23 protein-coding genes are annotated in these 23,834 nt (G+C 50.7%); 10 read left to right on the top strand and 13 right to left on the bottom strand.

Annotation, left to right across the window (positions count from 1 at the left end):
* Positions 1-60: 60 nt before the first annotated feature.
* Positions 61-1,608 (top strand): alpha-L-arabinofuranosidase C-terminal domain-containing protein, encoded by a 1,548-nt coding sequence (locus D0B88_RS17335; protein ID WP_331354111.1) that lies wholly within the window; start codon positions 61-63, stop codon positions 1,606-1,608.
* Positions 1,609-1,699: 91 nt separating this feature from the next.
* Here D0B88_RS17335 and D0B88_RS17330 read toward each other — a convergent pair whose 3' ends face one another.
* The 5 genes from D0B88_RS17330 to D0B88_RS17310 form a co-directional block, all read right to left on the bottom strand.
* Positions 1,700-2,386, bottom strand: coding sequence for a mobilization protein (locus D0B88_RS17330; protein WP_151058726.1), 687 nt, complete (start codon positions 2,384-2,386; stop codon positions 1,700-1,702).
* Positions 2,387-2,549: 163 nt separating this feature from the next.
* Positions 2,550-3,461: a cysteine synthase A gene (gene cysK / locus D0B88_RS17325; protein ID WP_151058724.1), complete on the bottom strand. Its 912-nt coding sequence runs from the start codon at positions 3,459-3,461 to the stop codon at positions 2,550-2,552.
* 42 nt (positions 3,462-3,503) lie between these two features.
* Positions 3,504-4,613, bottom strand: coding sequence for an ABC transporter permease (locus D0B88_RS17320; protein ID WP_151058722.1), 1,110 nt, complete (start codon positions 4,611-4,613; stop codon positions 3,504-3,506).
* Positions 4,610-5,584 (bottom strand): ABC transporter ATP-binding protein, encoded by a 975-nt coding sequence (locus tag D0B88_RS17315; RefSeq protein WP_151058720.1) that lies wholly within the window; start codon positions 5,582-5,584, stop codon positions 4,610-4,612. Before D0B88_RS17315 ends, D0B88_RS17320 begins: the two co-directional genes overlap by 4 nt.
* Positions 5,577-6,521, bottom strand: coding sequence for an HlyD family secretion protein (locus D0B88_RS17310; protein WP_225318435.1), 945 nt, complete (start codon positions 6,519-6,521; stop codon positions 5,577-5,579). Before D0B88_RS17310 ends, D0B88_RS17315 begins: the two co-directional genes overlap by 8 nt.
* A 256-nt stretch (positions 6,522-6,777) precedes the next feature.
* Here D0B88_RS17310 and D0B88_RS17305 point away from each other — a divergent pair, with 256 nt between their 5' ends.
* From D0B88_RS17305 to D0B88_RS17295, 3 genes are read left to right on the top strand one after another with little or no spacing between them, the layout of a single operon-like run.
* Entirely contained in the window at positions 6,778-7,191 is a 414-nt protein-coding gene (locus D0B88_RS17305; RefSeq protein WP_007643139.1) for a DUF350 domain-containing protein, read from the top strand.
* Between the two features lie 45 nt (positions 7,192-7,236).
* Positions 7,237-7,812 carry a DUF1190 domain-containing protein gene (locus D0B88_RS17300; RefSeq protein WP_151058716.1) on the top strand — a complete coding sequence of 192 codons (576 nt, stop codon included), beginning with the start codon at positions 7,237-7,239 and terminating at the stop codon, positions 7,810-7,812.
* Positions 7,813-7,815: 3 nt separating this feature from the next.
* Positions 7,816-8,988, top strand: a complete 1,173-nt coding sequence (locus D0B88_RS17295) for a glutathionylspermidine synthase family protein (RefSeq protein WP_151058714.1) — start codon at positions 7,816-7,818, stop codon at positions 8,986-8,988.
* A 100-nt stretch (positions 8,989-9,088) separates the two neighbouring features.
* Here D0B88_RS17295 and D0B88_RS17290 read toward each other — a convergent pair whose 3' ends face one another.
* Genes D0B88_RS17290 through D0B88_RS17280 form a run of 3 tightly spaced genes read right to left on the bottom strand, consistent with a single transcriptional unit; the run spans position 9,089 to position 12,470 of the window.
* On the bottom strand, positions 9,089-10,402 hold the full coding sequence (locus D0B88_RS17290; protein WP_151058712.1) for a sodium ion-translocating decarboxylase subunit beta: 1,314 nt from the start codon (positions 10,400-10,402) through the stop codon (positions 9,089-9,091).
* 3 nt (positions 10,403-10,405) lie between these two features.
* On the bottom strand, positions 10,406-12,199 hold the full coding sequence (gene oadA / locus D0B88_RS17285) for a sodium-extruding oxaloacetate decarboxylase subunit alpha (protein ID WP_151058710.1): 1,794 nt from the start codon (positions 12,197-12,199) through the stop codon (positions 10,406-10,408).
* A 16-nt stretch (positions 12,200-12,215) separates the two neighbouring features.
* A complete protein-coding gene (locus tag D0B88_RS17280; RefSeq protein ID WP_151058708.1) occupies positions 12,216-12,470 on the bottom strand; it encodes an OadG family protein in 255 nt (84 codons plus the stop codon).
* A gap of 396 nt (positions 12,471-12,866) precedes the next feature.
* Here D0B88_RS17280 and D0B88_RS17275 point away from each other — a divergent pair, with 396 nt between their 5' ends.
* The 3 genes from D0B88_RS17275 to D0B88_RS17265 are packed head-to-tail and all read left to right on the top strand — an operon-like array spanning position 12,867 to position 14,867.
* The gene (locus tag D0B88_RS17275; protein ID WP_151058706.1) at positions 12,867-13,520 is read left to right on the top strand and encodes an extracellular solute-binding protein; all 654 of its coding nucleotides are present in this window, start codon (positions 12,867-12,869) and stop codon (positions 13,518-13,520) included.
* Between the two features lie 10 nt (positions 13,521-13,530).
* Positions 13,531-14,259, top strand: coding sequence for a hypothetical protein (locus D0B88_RS17270; protein ID WP_151058704.1), 729 nt, complete (start codon positions 13,531-13,533; stop codon positions 14,257-14,259).
* A 44-nt stretch (positions 14,260-14,303) separates the two neighbouring features.
* The gene (locus tag D0B88_RS17265; RefSeq protein ID WP_151058702.1) at positions 14,304-14,867 is read left to right on the top strand and encodes a GGDEF domain-containing protein; all 564 of its coding nucleotides are present in this window, start codon (positions 14,304-14,306) and stop codon (positions 14,865-14,867) included.
* Here the strand turns inward: D0B88_RS17265 and D0B88_RS17260 are convergent.
* Positions 14,864-15,409 carry a sugar O-acetyltransferase gene (locus D0B88_RS17260; RefSeq protein WP_151058700.1) on the bottom strand — a complete coding sequence of 182 codons (546 nt, stop codon included), beginning with the start codon at positions 15,407-15,409 and terminating at the stop codon, positions 14,864-14,866. The genes D0B88_RS17265 and D0B88_RS17260 overlap by 4 nt on opposite strands.
* A 73-nt stretch (positions 15,410-15,482) precedes the next feature.
* Between D0B88_RS17260 and D0B88_RS17255 the strand changes: the two genes are divergently transcribed.
* Positions 15,483-15,965: a DUF1456 family protein gene (locus tag D0B88_RS17255; protein WP_007643115.1), complete on the top strand. Its 483-nt coding sequence runs from the start codon at positions 15,483-15,485 to the stop codon at positions 15,963-15,965.
* A gap of 3 nt (positions 15,966-15,968) precedes the next feature.
* The gene (locus D0B88_RS17250; protein ID WP_151058698.1) at positions 15,969-16,526 is read left to right on the top strand and encodes a DUF1415 domain-containing protein; all 558 of its coding nucleotides are present in this window, start codon (positions 15,969-15,971) and stop codon (positions 16,524-16,526) included.
* Between the two features lie 56 nt (positions 16,527-16,582).
* On the opposite strand, the gene D0B88_RS17245 is transcribed toward D0B88_RS17250, so the two are convergent.
* The 3 genes from D0B88_RS17245 to D0B88_RS17235 form a co-directional block, all read right to left on the bottom strand.
* Positions 16,583-19,621 carry a TonB-dependent receptor domain-containing protein gene (locus D0B88_RS17245; RefSeq protein ID WP_151058696.1) on the bottom strand — a complete coding sequence of 1,013 codons (3,039 nt, stop codon included), beginning with the start codon at positions 19,619-19,621 and terminating at the stop codon, positions 16,583-16,585.
* Between the two features lie 345 nt (positions 19,622-19,966).
* Positions 19,967-20,947 carry a Gfo/Idh/MocA family protein gene (locus D0B88_RS17240; RefSeq protein ID WP_151058694.1) on the bottom strand — a complete coding sequence of 327 codons (981 nt, stop codon included), beginning with the start codon at positions 20,945-20,947 and terminating at the stop codon, positions 19,967-19,969.
* Between the two features lie 24 nt (positions 20,948-20,971).
* Positions 20,972-21,802, bottom strand: a complete 831-nt coding sequence (locus D0B88_RS17235) for a S1 RNA-binding domain-containing protein (protein ID WP_151058692.1) — start codon at positions 21,800-21,802, stop codon at positions 20,972-20,974.
* Positions 21,803-21,959: 157 nt separating this feature from the next.
* On the opposite strand from D0B88_RS17235, the gene D0B88_RS17230 reads away from it, so the two are divergent.
* Positions 21,960-23,072 (top strand): site-2 protease family protein, encoded by a 1,113-nt coding sequence (locus tag D0B88_RS17230; protein ID WP_151058691.1) that lies wholly within the window; start codon positions 21,960-21,962, stop codon positions 23,070-23,072.
* A gap of 82 nt (positions 23,073-23,154) precedes the next feature.
* Here the strand turns inward: D0B88_RS17230 and D0B88_RS17225 are convergent, their stop codons facing one another.
* On the bottom strand, positions 23,155-23,709 hold the full coding sequence (locus D0B88_RS17225; RefSeq protein ID WP_007643098.1) for a hypothetical protein: 555 nt from the start codon (positions 23,707-23,709) through the stop codon (positions 23,155-23,157).
* Between the last annotated feature and the right edge of the window lie 125 nt (positions 23,710-23,834).

The raw sequence follows: 23,834 nt of genomic DNA, 5'->3' as shown, positions 1-23,834 counted from the left end.
CCGATGTTCAACAGACGGCGGCGTTAGATAGATAACAACAAATAGGAGACATCTATGAGAATGATAAAACCATTGGTAATGGCCCTCGGGTTGGGCATGAGCATTGCTGCTCTGGCCGACACCCAAGTCAAAATCGATACCACCAAAACCGGTCCGGTCATCAATAAAAACATCTACAGTCAATTCGCCGAGCATTTGGGCCGGGGGATTTATGAAGGCCTGTGGGTTGGTCCCGAATCTACCATTCCCAACACCAAGGGTTGGCGCAATGACGTGGTTGGCGCCCTGAAAGAATTGCAGGTGCCGCTGATCCGCTGGCCTGGCGGGTGTTTTGCCGATGAATATCACTGGCGCGAGGGAATCGGCCCGCGCGAGCAGCGTCCGGCACGTGTGAATACCAACTGGGGCGGCGTAATAGAAGATAACGCTGTAGGTACCCATGAGTTCTTTGATCTGGTTGAAATGCTTGGCGCGGAAGCTTACGTAAACGGCAACCTGGGAACCGGCACCCCACAGGAAATGGCAGAGTGGCTGGAGTACATGACCTCGGACAGTAAATCCACACTGGCCGAGCTGCGCCGCAAAAACGGCCGCGATAAACCCTTCCGTGTGCATTATTTTGCGATTGGTAACGAGGCATGGGGTTGTGGCGGCAATATGACCCCCGAGTTCTATACCCACCTTTACAAGCAATACGCCAGCTTCCTCAAAACACCAAAAGACAATACGCCTGTTTTAATTGCGAGCGGCGGCCACACTGAAGACACCAGCTGGGCGGATCACCTGACTGCCAACGTGAAACCCAATTGGGCATTGCGTATGGATGCTGTGAGTTTCCACTACTACACCTTGCCGACTGGCGATTGGGTGAAAAAAGGTGCTGCGACGGGTTTCCCCGAAAGTGAATGGATGTCCACTATGGTGAACACCCTGAAGATGGATCAATTCATTATCAACAACAAAAAAGTGATGGACAAAAACGACCCGGAGAAAAAAGTTGGTTTTTATGTGGATGAGTGGGGCACATGGTACGACGTAACTGGCGATGATGACCCAGGTTTCCTCTACCAACAAAACAGCCTGCGCGATGCGATTGTAGCTGCGCTCAACTTCAATATTTTCCACAAACATGCTGACCGTGTGCACATGAGTATCATTGCGCAAATGGTTAACGTATTGCAGGCGATGATTTTGACGGACAAGGAAAAAATGATCCTCACTCCGACATATCACGTGTTCAAAATGTACAAACCATTTCAGGATGCAACTTCACTGCCAATTGAGCTGAAAAACGTAGCGCGCTACAAGCTGGGTAAATCCTCAATCCCGGCGGTGAGTGCAACAGCCGCGCGCGCTAAAGATGGCAAAATTTATATCGCCCTGGTCAACGCCAATCCTAATCAGGCAGAGACTGTTGATATTAATCTTGCAGGTATTAATTTGAATGCTGTTAAGGGTGAAATTCTGACTGCAGCGGCAATGGATACCCACAATACTTTTGCGGCACCAGAGAACATCAAGCCAGCACCTTTTGCTGCGCAAGCGACCAATGGCAAGTTGGCGATAGAAGTTCCTGCCAAAGCGGTTATTGTGGTGGCGGTGGAATAATTTTTAATATTAAAACCGTATGTAAAAAAGGGGCGCAGTCATTGCGCCCCTTTTTTTATTGCGCCAGTTTTTACTTTTCGATAAAAAATGATTAGGTGCTTAACTTGGCAAACTGAAGGTAATTGTTTTTCAGCCACACCCGCACCCGTGCGCGCTCGATAATATTCATTACTTCGGTATTGTTAGCGGCTGCCCAGAAACTGCTGTTGCTGAAGTCGATGCGCGCGGCGAGCTGCGGTTGAAGTTTTTCCAGAGTGATAAAAATCGCGCCGCGCGCTTTGGCTTTTTGGTAGGTTGGTGATTGTTCAAAATGTTCAAAACATTCGCCGCGACCTAAATTATTCACCACCACAAATTTAATAAAATCTTGCGGGTAGCGATCAAGTAAGTTGTTGAGTAAGTTCACCGAGTCGGCGCCGTCATCCATCACATGCCACAGATAAGGTTGGCAGCCTAATTCTTGCAGTAAGGCTAATGCATCGCTCTCATCAATCCATTTGCCTAAGCGGGTAGATGTCTGTGCGGCCAAGTCGACAATTAAATCGCTGTCCGGGTTTTCCTGCGCGAGCAACACTAACTGATCCAGACTGTCGTAGTCATCGACAATCAATGGCGAAGCAAATTCGCGATAAAAGCGTGAAAACGTGCCGTGCGATTGGTCTGAATCCAGCCCTATGAATGGCGCATCGGCATCGATGAAATATTGTGCTAGCAAACGCGACGTCATGGACTTGCCCACGCCGCCTTTTTCGCCGCCGATAAAATGGATATTGCTCATTGTTGTTTCCTTGTGAGAGGGCCGTAATGATGATGTGTTGGTGCGGTAGAAATAGGGTAATGACGGGACTTTAACACAGCGGCGTTGACATTTTGGTCGCGCACAAAAAGGGCGCAATCAATTGCGCCCTGATCGAATTTGTCGCGGTGTTATGCACAATAAATTAAAACAAATCCTCAATTGATAAATAACGCTCGCCGGTATCGTAACTAAAAATAAGTACGCGGCTGCCGGCTTTCATCTCTGCTTGTTTTTGGGCAACGGCGGCGAGGGTGGCGCCGGAGGAAATGCCAACAAAAATCCCCTCTTTTAATGCGCACTGGCGAGTCATATCAAACGCTGCTTCTTCACTCACCAGAATGGTGCCGTCGAGTGTTTCTTTGTTTAATACTTGGGGAATAAAACCGGCGCCAATACCTTGCAGACGGTGCAAACCTTTTTGACCACCGCTAATCACCGGGGATTTTTCCGGCTCTACCGCGAAGGTTTGGAAGTGCGGGTAAGCTTGTTTGAGTATTTCACTGCAGCCGGTAATGTGTCCGCCGGTGCCGACACCGGTAATCATGTAGTCGAGGCCATCGGGAAAGTCGGCAAGAATTTCGCGAGCGGTGGTGGTGCGGTGAATCTCCACATTTGCCGGGTTATTGAATTGTTGTGGCATCCAGCTGTTGGGTGTTTCCGCGAGTATTTCATTTGCTTTGGCAATGCAGCCGCCCATGCCCAGTTCTTTGGGCGTGAGTACTAATTCTGCCCCCAGTGCCTTCATATATTTGCGGCGCTCGACCGACATGGATTCCGGCATGGTGAGAATTAATTTGTAACCTTTTACCGCGCACACCAGCGCCAAACCAATACCGGTATTGCCTGAGGTGGGTTCGATGATGACGGTATTTTTGTTGATTATGCCTGTTGCTTCAGCATCTTCAATCATCGATAAGGCGATACGATCCTTGATGCTACTGCCAGGGTTGAAACGTTCGACCTTCATCCAGACTTCGATGTCGCTGCGAAATAAATGGTTGATGCGAACGTGTGGAGTATTGCCAATAGTCTGCAGAATATTATCGAATTTCATAAGGTTCCCTCGTGAGTAAATAAGCCAGCATTGATTCTACGCCTAGTCCAGGCGTTTCTTAAAGCGACTTGCCGCCGCTATCACCCCAAGCACGGTAAACCCGATCAGCCACCATAAATCCGGCTGCAAATCTTCCAGCGTTGCGCCGCGTAAGACTATGGCGCGCACCATGCGGATAAAGTGAGTCGCAGGCAGCGCCTCGGCAATCCACTGCGCCGCTTCTGGCATTCCCTCGTAGGGGAACATAAAGCCGGAAAGTAATATCGATGGAATTAGCAGAAACACCGTGAGCTGCATCGCCTGTAATTGGGTTTTGGCGATGGTGGATACCAGCAGGCCAAGCGTCAGGCTAGCGCTGATAAAGGCGAAGACGCCGAGCACCAACTGATCCAACCGGCCGTTGATTGGCACATCAAAAATCAAATGCCCGAGGCCGAGAATAATCGACACCTGAATCAGGCCGACAAAAATATAGGGCACGATTTTACCGATCATAATTTCGCTGGAGCGCACCGGCGTAGTGATCAGCAATTCCAGGTTACCGCGCTCGCGCTCGCGTACTAGTGCTGCCGAGGTGAACATCACCATGGTCATGGTAAGCACAATCGCCACCAGCCCGGGCACGATATTAATGGCTGAGCGCCGCTCGGGATTAAAAAAGAGTGCGACTTCAAATGTGTTTTTGCGCGCGATGGGCTGTGCCTCAAAACCACTGGCGAAAGGCATTTGTTGTAATGCGAGCAGGGCATTTCCGACCATGGTATCGGAACCGTCGATCAGCCATTGGGCGATCGGGCGTTGGTCTTGCAGCCGTTGGCCAAAATCCTCGGGGATCACCAACACTGCGTGCACATGGCCACGGCGAATTGCGTCTTCCGCTTGCTTGGGGGTTTGATAGGTTTCGGTAAAACTCACGACTTGGGTGGCGGTAAGGTCGCTAATTAACGCGCGCGCGGTTTGGGTATGGCTCAAGTCCACCACGCCCACGGGTAAATCGCGCACATTGGTGTTGATCGCAAAACCAAATAACAACAGTTGGATCAAAGGCACCATCACAATCATGCCGAAGGTGGGGCGGTCGCGCGTCAACTGGCGTAGCTCTTTAAACACAATTGCGCCTATACGTTGCAAACTCTGGCTGAAGGCGTTCATTGCCGTGCTCCTTGTCCGTCAGCTGCATTACTGCCAGTGCAATGGACAAACACGTCTTCCAGACTCGGGCGTACCGCATGTATCTGGCGATTGGCGACCAATGCGGGATGTGTGGTGCGCAGCCAGCTTTCCGGCTCATCAATGGATTCTTTGATAAGCACGCGCAAATGTGTGCCCTGTTGTGCAATCGAGACGACTTCCGGCAGCTCGCCCAGTTGTTGTTTGAGCAGACGCAAATTCTCGCCATCGATTTCAACCACCCGGGCGCCCAGCTCGCGCATTAGTTGCGCAGGTGCACCATCGGCGCGTTTCACGCCGCTTTCCATAATTGCCAAGCCGTGGCAGCGCTCAGCTTCGTCCATGTAGTGGGTAGAGACCAGAATGGTAGTGCCGCTATCGCAGAGGTCGAACAATTTTTCCCAAAAATCGCGCCGGTTTTCCGGATCTACGGCGGAGGTGGGTTCGTCCAGAATCAGCAATTCCGGTTGATGTAAGGTAGCTGCCGCAAGTGCCAGCCTCTGGCGTTGCCCGCCGCTGAGTGCACCGGCAAGACGGGTTTTGCGTTCATCCAGCTGATAGCGGCTGAGCTGGCTGTCGATCAGTTGTTTTACGCTGCGGCTTTCCAGGTTGTAGATCTGCGCCATAAACCGCAGGTTTTCCTGCACGGTTAAATCGTCGTAGAGCGAAAACTTTTGCGTCATATAACCGAGGCGACGGCGCAGCAATTCCGCTTGCTCCGGAATATCCATGCCCAGCACACGCACGCTGCCTGCACTCGGCGTGAGCAGGCCAGTGATCAAACGCATGCTGGTGGATTTGCCGCAGCCATTCGGACCGAGGAAACCGTAAATGGTTTTGTGGGGGATACGTAGATCCAGCTGGTCTACGGCGACAAAATCGCCAAAGCGACGGGTCATGCCGATGGTTTCTATCGCCCAGTCTTGAGTGCTCGGCTCTTTTAAATCAATCATGGGGCAGCTCAACCTGTACCGGCAAACCGCTCGGTAAATTGGCGGCGGACGCGGGCAATTGCACTTCGGCTAAATACACAAGGCGCGCGCGATCGGTGGAGTTAAGTGCGAAGTAGGGCGTAAAGGCCGGGTCTTGTGAAACCCAGCGCAGCTTGCCGGTTTGGGGCTGCTCTAGGCCATCAATATGGATCACCAATTCTTGTCCTGCGTTGACGTTCAGGCGATGTGTTTCGGGAACATAAATCCGCGCGTAGGGCGCATTTTTATCAAGCAAAGTCGCCACTGCTTCGCCGATGCTGGTGCGCTCGCCCAGATGTTTGGGCAAATGATCCAACCGCGCATCACTGGTGGCGCGAATACTTAGCTCGCCCAAATTGTACTGCTCCAACTCCAACGCAGCCTTGGCGAGTGCGACTTGCGCTTCGGCTTGCTGCAAATCTTCTTCGCGGGTGCCGTTGGTAAGTAACAACAGATTCTCGTGGGATTTATCGAGGTTGGCTTGCGCTGAATCGCGTTTGGCGCGCGCACTGTCCAACTCGGCGGCACCGGCTAGTTTTTTGCTCACCAATGTTTCAGCGCGGGCAAAGGTTTTTTGCGCTTCAACTAACTGCGCTTCTGCGCCTTTTACTTGCGAGCGCGCAGCGGCTATATCTTCCGTCCGCGCGCCGTTTTGTAATTTGGTGAGATTGGCTTGCGCGCTGGCGAGATTGGCATCGGCTTTGGCAACCAGTGCCTGCTGGCGGCGATCATCCAGTTGCAGCAATAAATCGCCCGCTTTGACATCGCTGCCCTCGGCAATAGGCAGTTGGGTGATAATTTCGGCAGCGGTGGCTTTGAGCACTATGCGGTCGCGCTCCAGGGTGCCGAGTGCGAGATTGGCGTTGTGGTCGCTGCAGGCCGTGAGTTGTGCAGCGAGTGCGAGCAGTAGGCTTGGCATCAACATTTTCCTGATGCTTTTGTTGATAAGGCGCTTGTTCATAAGGCGGCTGTTCCTGATGTTCATCGAAGTACCGAAAAATACTTGGCAATAGAATTCACTGAGTGTGCCAGAAATAGCGTGTAATCATGGGCAAAACTCCCGCGCCTTGTGCGCTTATATTGAAGGATAGAATCTGCCGATAGAGCCATGTGGACTTTTATGTCAGAATCCCGCCAGTTTTCCATTTATCACCCTGCCAACAAAGGAACTATTCATGCTTGAAACTACCTTGTCATCACTTAACGGCTTGCCCGCTTTTCTGGCGTATTTTGCGATGGCAATTGTGCTATTGCTGTTATTTATTCGTATCTATACCTGGGTGACGCCACAGGATGAGCTGGCGTTAATCCGCGCTAATAATGTCGCTGCCGCATTGGCATTTGGCGGCGCGCTAATTGGCTTTGCGCTGCCACTGGCTAGCGCCATTACCAACTCTATGTCGCTGCTGGATTGTGCAGTATGGGGTGCCGTCGCCCTAGTGGTGCAGGTATTAACCTTTGTGGTGCTGCGTGTGGCCATCAAACAATTGCCGGAACGCATTAACCAAGGCGAAGTAGCAACCGGCAGTTTTGTGGCAGCGAGTGCCATTGCTGTAGGTTTGATCAACGCCGCGTGTATGACTTATTAATCTTTTGCAGGCCATTAAATTATGAAACAGACTAAACGAGCAGTAATGAAACGCAGTAAAAAAGCCGCATTGGTATTGATGGTTCCTGTGGCAACCCTGTTGCTCGCCGGGTGTGGTGAGGAGAGCGAGCAGGCGATGGTATTCAGCGACCCGAGCGAGTGCAGTGCAGCCGGGTTGAATGACACAACACAATGCAATGCGGATTACGCTGCTGCCCAAGCCTTGCACCCGCAAGTGGCGCCCAAGTATTTGAACAAAGAAGAATGTGAAACCGACTTTGGTGCTGGCCAATGTGAAACCGCGCCGCAGCAAACTGCACAGGGTGGCAGTGTATTTATGCCGATGATGATGGGTTTTCTCGCGGGGCAGATGATGAATCGCGGCGGCAGTAATTTGCAACAGCCCGCAGCGGCGGGTGCTGGCTCAAAAGTTCCGACACAACCGCTGTACAAATCGCGCGATGACCGCGGCACTTTCCGCACCGCGACCAATACGCCGGTTGCCAAAGGCATTGGCCCTATCACCCTCAAACCTTCGCAAGTAAAACCGCAAGTCGGCCAGGTAGTTCGTCGCGGTGGTTTTGGCCAGCAAGCGGCTGCACGCAATAGTTTTGGTGGTTAATGCATGAAACGCATCAGTGTTGCCGAGCGCGCGAATTGGCGCGCTTACGCCGAAGAAGTTGGATTTAATTTTCACACGTTTGACGGCGAACCCTATTGGGATGAAACCGCGTATTACCAATTCAACTTGCGCCAAATTGAAGAGGATTTGGAAGCGCCCACCGAAGAGTTGCACCAGATGGTGATGGATATGGTGGGCGATATTACTCGCAGCGAAGAAATGCTCACGCTGCTGAATATCCCGCGCGATTTCTGGAGTTATATCTGGAATTCCTGGAACAAAGGCGAACCCCATTTGTATGGGCGGATGGATTTGGTTTACAACGGTTTTGGCCCCGCCAAATTGTTGGAATTAAATTACGACACACCAACATCATTATTTGAAACCGGATTTTTCCAATGGGTCTGGTTGGAAGATCAAATCAAAAATGGTGTGTTGCCGGAAAGTGCCGACCAATTCAATTCCCTACACGACAAAATCGAAGCCGCTTTTGCGCAGCTTAATTTACCCCAGCCCTTTTATTTCGCCAGCGTGCGCGATAATTTGGAGGACTTGGGCACCGTAAATTATCTAATGGACATGGCGGCGCAAGCGGGTGTGGATGTGCGCTATATCCCGCTGGAGGATATTGGCGAGCTGCAAGAGCAATTTGTCGATTTGGATAATCAACCGATAAAAGGCCTGTTCAAGTTGTACCCTTGGGAATTTATGGTGCAGGAAGATTTTGCCAAAACCATCATGGCCGCCAACACCCAAATGCTCGAACCAGCGTGGAAAATGTTGTTATCCAATAAAGGTATTTTGCCGCTGCTGTGGACTCGCTACCCCAATCACCCCAATTTGTTGCCCGCGTTTTTTGAAACGGCAAGCAGCGAGCCACTGGGTGCGGGATGGGTGCGTAAACCGCTGTTGTCGCGTGAAGGTGCCAACGTGGATTTAATCACCAGCAGTGGTGAAAAAATTTCCGCCGCAGGCCCCTATGCCGACGGCCGCTACGTGCGCCAAGCCTTACATGCACTGCCAAAATTCCGCGACGAATATCGCAACGCCGACACCTACGCCATGCTTGGTAGTTGGGTAGTGGGCGACAGCGCTGCGGGAATTTGCATCCGCGAGGATGCAACCTTGATCACCAAAGATACATCGCGTTTTTTACCGCATATTATTTTGGATTGAGTGGTTAGCAAAGGGCTCAATGACGGCAATAAAAAAGGGGCTGCAAACGTTTGTTTGCAGCCCCTTTTTGTTTTTTTGCAGTTGTTTTGCGATTGTGTGATTAACCCGCTGGCAAGTTGGACACAATGGTAATCATCACGCCCGCTGCAATGGCTGAGCCTATAACCCCGGCTACATTTGGCCCCATCGCATGCATCAACAAGTAGTTCTGTGGGTTGGCTTGTAGGCCAAGTTTGTTGGACACACGCGCTGCCATAGGTACTGCCGAGACACCGGCAGAGCCAATCAGTGGATTGATTTTGTGTTTGCAGAACAGGTTCATGGCTTTGGCCATTAGCACGCCGGCGGCAGTGCCAATACCAAAGGCCACAATACCCAGTGCCAGAATGCCCAGGGTTTTGGGATCGAGGAATTTATCCGCCGCCAGTTTTGAACCCACTGCCAAGCCGAGGAAGATGGTGGTGATATTGATTAGCGCGTTTTGCGCGGTATCAGACAGGCGATCCACCACGCCCGATTCACGCATCAGGTTGCCCAAACAGAAAGCGCCGAGCAGCGGAGTGGCATCCGGCAGAATCAGGCCGACCAATGCCAGCATCACAATCGGGAAAATGATTTTTTCGCGTTTGCTCACGGTGCGCAGCTGCTGCATCACAATGCCGCGTTCAGCCTGGGTGGTGAGCAGGCGCATGATGGGAGGTTGGATCAGCGGTACCAGTGCCATGTAACTGTAGGCCGCGACCGCGATGGCGCCCAGTAAGTCAGGGGCCAACTTGCTGGCGACATAGATCGCCGTTGGGCCATCGGCGCCACCAATAATGCCAATGGCTGCGGCGTCGGCGATAGAGAAGTCCAGGCCGAAATAACTTAATCCAATTGCCCCCAATACTGTCGCAAAAATACCAAACTGTGCGGCAGCTCCAAGTAGCAGGGTTTTGGGGTTGGCGAGCAGGGGGCCAAAGTCGGTCATGGCGCCGACACCGATAAAAATTACCAGTGGCGCGATACCGCTGGCAATCGCCACCTTGTAAAAGGTGTAGAGCATACCGTCGTTATAGCCAGCTGCCTGCGCGGTGTGCAGTGCTGTTTGGTAGAGTTCCGGGCTGCCGTTACTGAGCGCTTTATAGATTACGGCATCCGCCGTGTCAGCGCTCAGGCCTGCAAGTTGGGCCAGGACGATACCTATTTCGGGCGTCCCGTTGTGCAGTGCGTGTTCCACCGCCGAAAACGCGAGGCCCGCCGCAGGCAGGTTGGCCAGCAGGCCGCCAAAACCAATAGGCACCAACAGCATTGGCTCAAAACCTTTGCGGATGGCGAGGAACAGCAGTAGCAGGCAAATGCCGATCATGATCATCTGACCGGACTGCATGTGGTAAATGCCGGTGGATTGCCAGAGTCGTAACAGGGTATCCATCAATTATTCCCCCGCAATCGCAAGCAGGGTTTTGCCAACCACGACAGAATCGCCGGTTTTGACATCGATACTGGTGACAGTACCGCTGCAGGGCGCACTGATCTGGGTTTCCATTTTCATGGCTTCCAGCAGCAGTAATAGATCGCCTTCCTGCACTTCATCGCCAACATTAACCGCAATTTTGATGATATTGCCTGCCAGAGGTGCATTGACTGGGCGCGCTTGTACATCGGCGGCCGGTTTGCTGGCCGAGGTACTGGTTCCCGTGTGCAGGGGCTTGATACCGGTCAGGTCGCCCCCGTTATTGACGCTTACCGTATATTTTTTGCCTTCCACTTCCACGGTATAAATTTCTTCACCCGCGTCATTGGTCACTAGCGATGACTCTTTACCAGTAGGTGCCGGCTCAAATGCGGTTGGGTTGTTGCGATGCTCCAAAAAGCGCAGGCCGATCTGTGGAAAGAGCGCGTAGGTGAGTACATCATCCAGTGCGTTTTCACCGGTTCTCAGGGTGATATTGCGCAGTGCCGCTTCTTTTTCCAGCGCCGATGTCAGTTGCGCCAGTTCCGGTGCGAGGTTATCCGCCGGGCGGCAGGTAATGGGCAGTTCGCCGTCTTGCAATACTTTTGCCTGCAGTTCGGCGTTCATGGGTGCGGGCGTTGCGCCATATTCACCGCGCAATACACCGGCAGTTTCTTTGGAGATATTTTTATAGCGTTCGCCGCTCAGCACATTCAACACCGCTTGGGTGCCAACGATTTGCGAGGTGGGGGTTACAAGCGGGATAAAGCCCAAATCTTCACGCACGCGCGGGATCTCGCCCAGCACTTCATCAAAACGGTCGATGGCGCCTTGCTCGCGCAGTTGGCTTTCCATATTGGTCAACATGCCACCGGGAACCTGGGCGATGAGGATGCGCGCATCCACACCTTTTAATGAGCCTTCAAACTTCGCGTATTTTTTGCGAATTTCACGGAAGTAGGTGGCGATTTCTTCCAGCAGTACCAAATCCAATCCGGTGTCGCGATTGGTGCCCTCAAGGGTGGCGACCAGAGTTTCAGTTGGGCTGTGGCCGTAGGTCATGGACATGGAGGAAATAGCGGTATCCACATTGTCGATGCCCGCTTCCACGCACTTCAAAATAGTCGCGTGCGCCAAGCCGGTGGTGGCATGGCACTGCATATGAATGGGAATGTCGCACTCGGCTTTGAGGCGTTTGACCAGTTTAAAACCGTCGTAGGGTTTGAGCAGGCCGGCCATGTCTTTGATACAAATCGAGTCGGCGCCCATGTCTTCGATTTGTTTGGCTTGGGCAACCCAGCCATCCAGATTGTGTACCGGGCTCAGGGTGTAAGAGAGTGTGCCCTGCGCATGTTTGCCGTGGCGTTTTACCGCTTTCATGGCAATTTCGATATTGCGCATATCGTTCATCGCATCAAATACGCGGAATACATCGACACCGCTGACCGCTGCGCGCTCCACAAAACTCTCAACAACATCGTCGGCATAGTGGCGATAGCCCAGCAGGTTCTGGCCGCGCAGCAACATTTGCTGCGGGGTTTTGGGCATGGCTTTTTTGAGTTCGCGAATGCGATCCCAAGGGTCTTCACCCAAATAACGAATGCAGGCATCAAAGGTGGCGCCGCCCCAGGATTCGAGCGACCAAAAGCCTACCCTGTCCAGCTTTTCGGCAATCGGCAGCATGTCATCCAAACGCAGGCGGGTGGCAAACAATGACTGGTGCGCGTCGCGCAGCACTACATCGGTAATTCCCAGAGGGTTATTGTTGTTCATCATGGTAAAAACTCCTGAATCAGCCGCGCGATTGTTTGTCGCGATGTTGACGAATGGCTGCCTGAATAACGGCGAGGGTAGTGGGGTCAATCGCGTCGGAAGTCGTTTTGCGTTTAGGTGCCGGCGCTTCTTCTACCACCGCCTCCGGGAAGTAGGTATCGATAAAACGCGACATCATATTGACCGCGACAACCAATAGGGCGAGGAACACAAAGACCGTGCCCATGCCAAAAATCAGTAAGTCGAGCGCTTGCTCAAACAGTGTCATTTGCATAAAAACAGACTCCTCGTGGTACTTATCGGCGATGAAGCATGCCGTTATTGGCGTAGGGATTTGCGGGATCGCCAGGAAAATCGCGCGTTTATTATGGTGATGCTTTCAGGGTGTAGCGCTGTCGATCAAAGAGGGTATACGCTGGTTCAGGTAAGCCCGGGGTGGGACACCTTAAAAAAATTGGCGCCATTGGGCAAGCAAAAACATACACTTGGCTGCGAATGGCTGGTTATTGGGATGGATCGTGCGCCCATCAAATCCTGCAAGGTTGGTCTATTCTTGCTGTCATCGGCAATTTAAAAACGGGGAATGGCGGTTGATACCGATAAAAATTCGCGCTTTCGTGGCTATAGCGCTGCTCTGCTGTGTGCAACCTTCACGGGCCAATGATGGCCTATCGATTATCTACACCTATGCCAAAGATTCTTTCGGCGCAATTCTGGAAGAGTTCTCGATTTTTATAAAACGCTACGCCAACGTGAATTGTCCTATCCAGGGTGCAGTTACCAGTGTGCGGTCGATCTGTTTAAAAGCGGGGCAGTGGCTTACACCATCAATGGTGACTGGATTGGCAAGGAGTTTCATGCCGCTCTGGGGGAAGATCTGGGCGTCAGTGCTATTCCTACCGCCGATGGGCGCAAAATGGTACCCACCTTCAGCTCCCATGTATTGTCCTTCCCCAACCAAAGCCTGACGGGCAGTAAACGCGCGCAGTTGCTTAAACTCGCCAATTACCTGCAAAGCACCGCAGTGCAAAAGCATTTCTGGCTGGCGATGGGCGCAATTCCCGTTGAACAGGCGGCATTTGAGCACGCGCAGAAAAATGCACGTGGCTACCTTAAAAAAACCATTGAACTCATGGCGGAAACCAAACCCCTGCCGGCAGATAAAGAGATGACCTTCATTTGGGATGCGATGGGCAAAGGCTTTTTACGTCACCGCGAAGGCGCACTGGATGGACAGGCCGCCGCAAAATATATGCAGCAGTTGGCCGAGCGTCATATTCGCAATGCCCAGCGCATGGTGACGCCAGCTACTGCTAACCCCTGAGGAGCCGATCTTGACCCAGCAGGCCGTTCCGAGTTTTCGTCGCACAGTCTTACTGCTGGTGTGGGCTGTCATTGCAGTGCCGCTAATAATTTTGTGTATTTATCAATTGCTCGCCGACTATGAGCGGCAAGTTGCCAGCTACCAGCGCGAGTTGGTGCATGAAACCGAGCGTTTTTCGTTTCAGTTGACGCAGGCCATGCTGCAGTTAATGGGGGATCTGGATCGCATCGCCAGCGATGGCTCGGTTATTCGCTCGCTCTCCATGCCCATTTTGTCGCCCATTTCCGTGCAAAAAATCGAAGCTTATCTTGGCACTAATCCGGCAGCTGAAACGGTAATGCTGATCGATAAAGAGTTTTTCCCTATACAGGTTATCCCCACCTGGGCGCTCACAGAGGATATTTCGGCCTACGAGCCCTACATGGCGCAGGTCGTTTCATCGCCTGAATCCATCAGTGATCCACGCCCGCGATTGTTTATTTCGCCCAGTTTGCCGGAGAAGCCGCGAACGCTGATTTTTATCCGGCCGATACTCACGGCCAGTAGTTCCCTGTCCCAACCGTTTCAAGTGGATGGCCTGCTGCTGGTTGTAGTTAATGCGGAAAAGTTGGTGCAGGCGGGTGTGGACCCTCACCAGCGTCAGCCAGCCTTATTGCGCCTGCTAGCCGGTGACGAGGTGATTGTTAGCCGCACCTGTTTGCGATTGGTGGTGAGGGGGTGGATTATCAGGGGTTTTTAATCACCGCACGCAGTGACCGCAGCAAACTGGCAGAGGAGGCGCTTATGGTGTTGTGTAGCATGCTCTCCTCGGCGCTGCGCCAGCACCGCCTCAATGCCCAGCTGCATCAACTGGCCCATTTGGATTCAGTTACTGGGCTGCCTAATCGTCATCTGTTTAATGCCCGTTACAACGACAAAATTGCCGCCTTTCCGACCACAGATCAATCCGCCCACTTCGGCGTGTTTGTGGTGGATGTGAATGGGCTGAAATATGTAAATGATCATTATGGTCACCAATACGGTGATCAAATGCTGGTTGAAGTAGCGCGCGCCCTTAAAAAAGCAGCGCGAGCAAACGACACAGTGGCGCGGGTGGGCGGCGACGAATTTTATTTGCTGCTGGAGCAGGCAACTGAATCTGTATGTGAAGGTTTTGCCGAGCGACTGAAGGCACAGTGTGGTGATTTGCACATGAACATTGCAGGCGAAACACTTCCCATCAGCTTCAGTATGGGGTTTGCCAGTACCGACAAAGATTCACTTAAAAATTTGTTGATGCTGGCTGATGAACGTATGTATTCCGCTAAAAAACAACATTACCGACAACAATCGCCCCACTCCAGCTAGGGCTGATTGGCAGTTACCGTTTTAATCACCTTGCAAGGGTTGCCTGCGGTTACTACACCTTCGGGAATATCTTTATTCACCAGGCTGCCAGCACCGATTACCGAACCTTTGCCAATAGTCACACCTGCCAAAATAATCGCCCCACCGCCAATCCAACAGTCATCGCCGATGGTGACGGCTGCGCAAAACTCTTTTCCAGTCGCACGCTCCTGCGGGTCGAGTGGGTGAGTTGTGGCGTAGATTTGTACATTGGGGCCGAACATTACATTGTTGCCAATGCGCACTTCGGCTACATCCAAAATCACGCAGTTATGGTTGGCATAAAAGCCGTCACCCAAAAAAATGTTGCTGCCATAATCGCAAAAAAAACTGGGCTCAATATAGGCGCGCGACACCTGACCGAACAATTCTTGATACAGCGGTTTGCGCGCTTTGGTTTGGTCGGCGCGCAGGGCGTTCAATTGCTGACAGAGTTGTTTGGCGCGTTTGCGCGCGGCTACCAATTCTGGTGCGAAGGGGTCGACCTCAACAAACGGGTTCATAGTTTGACTCTCTGGTAAGGGGTATTTGCGGTAGAATGGCGTGAAATCCAGCTGTAATCATAGAGCAAGCCCCATGAGAACCAACGATATTTTTCGCAAAATTACCCAGTCACTTACGCTGGGCAACTTACAAATCCAACAGTTATTTGCGCTGTCTGCGATCGACCTGAACGATAAAGAAATCGCCAACCTATTGAAAACCGATTATCAGCCCGGCTTTGAACCCATGCCGGATTATGTGTTGCTGATTTTCCTCAATAACCTGATTGAACAACAACGCGGCAAAAAAAACGACGCTGAACAAGAGGTGATTGAGAAACACGCCAAAATCTCTAACAACGATGTGCTAAAAAAATTGCGTATCGCCTACAACTTGCATGAACAGCAAGTGCGCGATGCACTAAAGTTGGCAACCATTGAGTTGACTAAATCGGATCTTGCGGCCTTATTCCGCAAACCAGGTCATGTGCATTTCAAAGCCTGCGACGATGAGTTGGTGCTGGATTTTATTGAAGGGTTGGGATTGTTGCTGCAACAGCGCCAGGCAGGGGCCTAAGTTATGGAGCAAAATACCGCTGCCCGTGTGGCTGTGGCACGCTGGCTAAATGCAGTGGTGATTGGTTTAAACCTTTGCCCCTTCGCCGCAAAACCCACAGGAGAAAACCGCGTGCGGATGGTGGTGAGTAATGCCACTGACGATGAACTGCTATTGCAGGATTTACAGCGCGAACTGGAATTGCTCGATGCAACCCCTGCCAGTGAAATAGAAACAACACTGCTAATTATTCCGCAACACTTGCAGGACTTTTTTGATTACAACCAATTTTTAAATTGGGCCGATCAGCTGCTTAAACGCAATCGCTGGACAGGTGTTTATCAGTTGGCCACCTTTCACCCGGATTATTGTTTTGCTGGCGCTGAACCGGACGACGCCGAGAACCTAACCAATCGCGCGCCCTATCCAATCCTGCATATTATTCGTGAAGCCAGTTTGGAAAAGGCGCTGCAGTTTTTTCCTGATGTGGAAGCGGTGCCAGAAATAAATAAAGCGCGGGTGGAAAAATTAACAGCGGAAGAAAAGCAGGAGTTGTTTCCGTATCTCTTTCGCGGAATCTGATTGCAAGAGTGTTTAGCCTGGCAGTGCATTCCTTTGCTAGCGCCAGATATTGTTAATTAGTACTGAACCTGAAAGCTGATAAATACTTCTCTGCCAACATAGTCATAGCCACTATACAGCGGTGAGTTGCCAACGCGGTTGTAGTAGCCTGCAGAAATTTCTGGTGGTGTTTCGTTAGTCAGGTTGCGCACACCCACTGTGGTTTTCCAATTGTCTGCCTGGTAGCGAGCGGAAAGTCGGTGTTCAAGATAGCTTGGCACCCTGTAGTCAGAAAAACTTTCGGCGGGGTCTTCATCAGCTTCCGCGTAACCATCCATGCTGCTAATCCAATCCACGCCATAGGTAAATTTCCAGCTGTCGATTGCGTAACCTATTTCACCTGAACCGCCAAACTCCGGGCTTTCCAAACTGCCGTTAAATTCTTCCAGCGGGTCGTCGCTGAAAAGTTTGGACGACTGTTCGTAATATCGTGTCAAACTTAAATTGAGCGACACTGTGCCCGCCCCCAGCTCCTGTGAAAGTGTGGTATTGATGTCCAACCCACGCACAATTTCTGTAGCGAGATTCGTGTAAGTATCATTCACTGTTAATTGTTTGGTGATTGGGTCGCGGCGCACTAATCGGCACAGACCTTTGTCGGCTGCAAAATCTGCGGAATCGTAGCAGCGATCCAAAATTTCATCTTCCCCGGCTTTTTGTACGCCGTTATTAATTTGAATATCAAAATAATCGATGCTGATGCTCAAATCCGTGCTGTCGCCAAGGGTGGGGGTGAAAATAATACCGTAGGTGGTGTTGTCGGATGTCTCTGCAAATAAACCTGCGTCAGCGCCGCCCAAACTAAACACTTCAACGCCATTGGTGGCCAGAAACTCAGGTTGCCCTGGCAATTCCAGTGCGCAGTTTGCCGCGCGATTTGGGTTGATTCCGTCTGCTCCGTATTCGTTACAAGGGTCAAGCGATGCAGAGCGAAAGCCGCTGGTTGGGCCTTGAAATTGTTCAAATAGCGCCGGTGCGCGAAATGAAGTACCGCGCGATGCACGCAGTGAAATCCAATCCGTGGGTGAATAAATAAAACCAACTTTGTAAGTGTCGTCTGAGCCGTAGGAATCATAATCGGTATAACGAATTGATCCGTTAAGGGTTAATTCTTCTGCAAATCTCGCCCCGAGTAAAATCGGAATTTGAATTTCGGTATAGATTTCGTTGACATTGTCATCGCCAATTGTGGGGGTTGCACTACTCAAATTAAAAAGGTTTCCAGCGATGCTGTTTGCATCGGGTTGATCATTAATTTCCATGCGGCGATGTTCAATACCAAACACGCCTTGCACTGAACCTGCGGGAACATTAAATAGCGGGCCATCGATAATTGCGCTGAAAATGGACTCTTCATATTCGGTAGAGCCTTGGGTATTGCGAAAAATATAATCTTTAAAGTCTTGTGGTAATTCGCCCCCGACCACAGCAGCGGTTAGATGCGGGTAGGGAATGCATTTTTCATCGGGATTGGTGATATTAATTTCACAGGTGAGACCGTCGCGAATCAGTGTTGGATCTACACCGGCGGGCGCACTAATCGCGTCGCTGGCGTAGGTGAGTTTATCAATCAGGAAAGAATCCCTTTCATAGCTGGCATCCGACTTGGCATAGCTGGCATAAATGTCGTAGCGCCAGTCAGGTAAAAATGTCAGGTCGCCGCGTATACCAATTGTGGGTTTGTAAAAATCGATATCCTGTACGCTGCTGTCGTTGCCGAAACCCACAAACGCGCGCACACCAACCCGCTCTCCATCGCTGGTTCCCTGGTCGGCCGCAAAATCGCCGTAGGCAAGTTCAGTGGGAATTAATGGGCTGCCGCGCCGGTAATCCATGGACAGTTGACGATAACTGGTTTGGTTGGACTCGCGCCGCGACGCTAGCAGCTCGGCATATAATTGCGCGTCCCCCAGTGTTTGCAAATCGTATTTACTTTGTAAAAAACCGGTATAGGTTTTTGCCGGGGAAATTAAATCTTCATTCAGCATGCGTTGTTCAAATGTGTCGCGCACATTCAAGTCATTAGTGCCACCGCCGACTCCCTCGTAGCCAATCACGCCGGTTGTCACTGAAGCGTTAGGGCGAAAGCGGGTAAAGGTAGTTCCGGATGAACCGGGCCCGCCCACGACCGGGCCATTCAAGCCAAGAGTATCCCAGTTATCTGCTGTGACGCCCTGGGTGCCAATGGTATTAATGGTTACACCATTCGAACCCGTAGTGGTGATGGGGTAGCATTTTGATTTGCCCGTATTAGGGTCAATAAAATCTGCCGATTCTCCGGTTTGCGGATCGCGCAGCTTATCCTGATTGCAGCGCGTCCACTTTCTGTCACCCAGGGTGAGTGGTTTACGTTCGTAATAATCAAAAGAACCGGAAAGTGAAAAACGTTCCTCGTTCATGCCACCGGAAAGTGATAAACGAATTTGTTCACCGTCCCCTTCGGTGGGGTAATTAAAATCTCCTTCAATGGCCCAGCCTTCCACCTCTTCTCTGGTGATGACGTTAATAACCCCGCTTACTGCATCTGAACCGTAAATAGATGAGGCACCATCGCGCAATACTTCGACACGTTCGATCATGGCGGTGGGTAAAACATTTAAGTCCGCCGTGCCGACTGCACCTTGGGTGCCGGAGGGAGCGACACGCCTGCCGTTAATCAGTACCAGTGTGCGGCTTGCACCCAAGCCGCGCAGGGAAATGGTATTGGCACCCGGGCCGCCATTGGTGACATAACCACCGTAGGCATTATTGATTTGTGATGCACCACCGGTGAGGGCATTGGATTGCAATAAATCAACCGTGGAATTTAACCCTGCGGTGGCAGCACTTTCGCGGGTAATCATTTGGGTTGGTGATATTGTTTTTAAATTGGTTTGGCGAATGCGCGAACCCACTACCACCAACTCTTCAATTTCACTGGCGGTATTTGGATTGCCGGTTTGGCTTAATGCAGAGGGGCTTAACAATAATAATGTGCTGCCAAGCGGCAACAGATATTTGGTTAGCGAGACTTTGGTAGTGGTTATGGCCAAGTGCAAAGCATTTTTAGTAAACATCACAACTCCTTGCGTTTTTCGGGTTAGATTGAATTACGAAGAGTGCATTCAGAGTTGTTGGTCTATTGCACGCGAATGTGCACGCCCATGCAGTCTGAATTGTTTGGTGGATGTATAACTTTTTACATTCTAGTAATAAGCAAAAAGCTTGCCGCGCAAAAACGGGTAAAAGTGTGTGATGTTGCGCACAACTAATGCGCAATTCAGAGTGAAAAAATAATTAATAAAATTTTAGACGACAAGGTGATGTGTTGGTGCGGTGCAATCAAAATGGTCAGGCAATAATTTGGTGCGGTTTTTTAATTTTATTTTTTTAATTTTATTGGCGTGTAATAAAACATTTATTCAAATGGCGCTAAAACAATCCATTAATTCCATCACGGCCAATGCATCCTGCAAGCTGCAAGGGTTGTCACCTTCGCCGCGGAAATAGTCGTTTACCTGTGCAATTAATGGCTGTTGCACATGCGGCGGATAATTCATCTTGATGCTGTGTTTACCATCGCCATTAATGACGTGAAACTCGGTGTCATCAAAAAAGCTGAAACTGATACTGCCTTGTGTCCCGATAATTTCACAGTGATCGCGCTTATACATTGGCGCCAGGGTAAAGTGCCAACGGCCTTGCAGTACAACACCGGATTCCAATTGCGCCCAACCTTGTACCAGATCATCTGCTGCACTCAATTGACGTTGGTTAAGTGAAAACCCCTTGGCTGCGTTTACGCCGCCAAACCAGTGCAGCATTAAATCCAATTGATGCGGTGCTAAATCGTGAAACAAACCGCCGCCGGAAATGGCGGGGTCAAGTCGCCAATTATTTTCGTTTGGCGGTGTTGTAGGCGCGGGGCGCAACATATCAATCTGTGCCAGTAGTGGTGTGCCTATGGCACCGGTGCGCAACAGCTCTTTAATTTTTACAAAGCAGGGCATTGCGCGGCGGTAGTGCGCGACACACACTTTGTTGCTACTTTGTTCGGCGGCAGCAATCAGTTGTTTGCATTCGTCTGCATTGAGAGTGACGGGTTTTTCGATATAGACATCTTTGCCTGCGGCCAGTGCTGCCAGTGCGTAGTTTTTGTGTTGCGCGGGTGGAGTTGCGATATAAATGGCATCTATATCTGGATTGCTGAACAGCGCTTCGGCATTGTCATACCAGCGTGGGACTTCATGGCGTAGCGCATAGTCTTTGGCTTTTTCAAGATCACGACGCATCACCGCAAGCAATTGCGAGTTGGGGTTTTTGTAAAACCCCGGGCCACTTTTTACTTCGCACACACTGCCAACACCAATAATGCCCCAGCGGATTGTTTTGTTCTTGTTCATATTGTGTGGTGCCAGTGTGAATTTTTATACGAGAGTAATTTTATCTTTTTCGATCAAAATTTTGCGTTGTTTATAAAGCAAGCTCAGGGCATTTTTGTAATTGCCTTTGCTTACGTTAAACGCTTTATGAATAGCATCCGGGTCGCTTTTGTCGGTCAAGTAGGAGACGCCGCCTTTTTGTTCCAGATCGCTGAGAATTTTTTCGGCTAAATCTTCTTTGGTGTCGCGTGCGTGTTTTTGCAAACTCAAATCAATTTTTCGATCAGCGCGAATTGCTTTGATATAACCTTTTACTTTTTCGCCGTAGAGCAGGGTACGGAATGCATCGTCGCGGAAAATAAGCCCCAGGTGAGTGTGATTTACAACGGCTTTGTAACCCATATCGCTGCGGCCGCAAATAATTAAATCTACGGCTTGCTGCGCGCGCAAACCACTGGCGCGCTCTTCCAAATGGCGGTTTAACCGCGAGGACGCGGTAATGCGGCCGGTGTATTCATCTTGATAAATACACACCACATAAGAGCGGCCCACTTCCATGGGTTTGTGCTGCTCGCTGTAAGGCACCAGTAAATCTTTGGGTAGACCCCAATCCAAAAATGCCCCCACGTTGTTCACTTCTTTCACTTCCAAAAACGCACATTCACCCACCATGGCTTTAGGGGTAAGGGTGGTGGCGATGATGCAGTCGTCTGAGTCCAGATAAATAAATACATCCAACTCTTCGCCGATTTTCATATCAGCTGCCACGTAGCGTTTGGGTAATAAGATGTTGCCAAACTTGCCACCATCAAGAAAAATGCCGAAATCGGTGTGTTTGATGATTTTTAAGCGGTTTTGCTGACCTATACGTAACATACTTGACTCAGTGAAAGACGTTGCAGATTGAGCGCTGTGCGCGAATAGCGCACAGTTTATTAGCAAGGTGGGGTTAAGGCCAGCAAAACTCCGGCGGGGTGTATGTTTGGTGTGTTTGGGTTGTGAAATTTTATTGATGAATGTTGAGTTGTAATTTATGCAGTTATTTTCGTTTGACTATGCCGGCCACGAATTTATGGTCGCAGCGACACCGGCAACGGGAGAAGAACAAGTCGTGGTTGATGGGCAGTTGATGTCCAGCAGCCGCAATTTTGGGATCACTAGCACCCACGAGTTTGTCGTGCCGGCACTGGGGGCGATGAAATTGGTTTATGTACTCAACTTGCGTGCAGGGGACGTGAACTACGAATTGTGGCTCAACACGCAGTGCGTCATTGAAGGCCGTGCGCCGGTTTCTACCGAGCAGCAGGTTGCCGCCCAGGCGTTTGCAGCGCAACAGCAAACCTTGGCCGATGGGGTAAATCCAGGTGCGGCGCCTGCTCCCGGTAAGAGTAACTCCTGGTTATCGATTGGGTTAATCGCCTTCAAGTTTTTAAAAGCCGCACAAGTGGTAAAGGTCGCCTTGATGGCCGCGTCGGTTGCCGTGTACAGCGTGATGTTTACCCTGGAATTTGCGCTGGCGTTAATTGGCGTATTGGTATTTCACGAATATGGTCATTTACGGGCGATGAAAAAATGTGGTCTGCCCACCAAGGGTATGTATTTGATTCCGTTTGTGGGTGGTTTGGCGGTGGGTGATATGCCTAAAACCCGCTGGCAGGATGTGTATATTTCCATGATGGGGCCGGTATTTGGCCTGATCCTGACGGTAGCCTTTTATATCGTGTATCTGATTACCGGAAGCCATTTTGCCGGTTTGGTGGCATCCACCAGTGCGCTGTTGAACTTGTTTAACCTGATTCCTGTACATCCGCTGGATGGTGGGCGCGTGGTTAAATCGCTGGTGTTTTCCGGGCGCAATTATCTGGCATTGGTGGCTTTGCTCATTATTTCCGCGCTGTGTTTTGTATTGGCGTGGAAGTTGGGTTTGTATTTCATCACCTTTTTTATTGTGCTGGGAGTAATTGATATTCTTGCTGGTTGGCGCGTAGGTTTAGCGGAGGATATTCCCCCTTTAACACGCTACGGCATCTGGTTTTCAGTACTGTGGTATTTAGCCGTAGTGGCGATGTTTATCGGTATGATTTTATTGATCGCCGCCGATGAACTGCCGGGTTCCGAGATTGCAATTAAGGTACTGGCTTCTTAGGTTGTTGTTTAATCTGGTTCGCTTAACGCAAAAATCCCCAGTTGGGGATTTTTTGTTTTTGGGGCGGTGAGATCTGAACTACTTACAAAAAAGGATCATCTTCATCGGCAGGGAAATAGCGGTCGGCGGTAATCACCTCGGGTTTGATTCTGTGTGCCAGCAGGTCATCCACATCCTGATTTACTTGATTGATCAAGGGCAGGGCTTGGTCGCGATCAAGTGATTCCAACAACGCGTTACCCCAGATGGATACATGGCGCAGATAAATAGTGCGCGTATCCGACTTTTTAGCCCATTCGCCCGATACCAAACGCCCTATGCGGTCGATTTTGTAGCGGATTTCAGTGACTTGTTGCGGATCTTGTACCTGGGCAACCAGCTCATCGGTCATTTTGATCCAGCCGCGGCGATACAACTCCCAGCCATTATAAAAACGCAGAATCCAGGTGAGGTATTCATCTCTTGTCTGGATTTGCTTATTGATTTTGTCTGCCTCATACACTTTTACAAAATACGCGCGGGAAGGCATGGCGTCTGGCCAGGTGTCTTGCGCAGAGCGATGGGTGCTACAGGCCAGTAATGTTGAAGTGAATGCAATCAGTATCAGTAAACGAAAAAGTTGTGCGATTTTCTGCATGGGAAAGAAATGCTCTGTTGTGCTAGAGGGTGAAGCGAGTGTGATCCACCAATGTTGCAGTAGTATAAAAGTTAGTTGATTGATTGCACAGCGCTGTGCTTTTTCAGGAGGCGGAAAGTGAGGGC

This window comes from Cellvibrio sp. KY-YJ-3 (assembly GCF_008806955.1).
Taxonomy (GTDB): Bacteria; Pseudomonadota; Gammaproteobacteria; order Pseudomonadales; family Cellvibrionaceae; genus Cellvibrio.
Note: the sequence above shows the minus strand (reverse complement) of the source record. Positions and strands in the feature narration are given on the sequence as shown.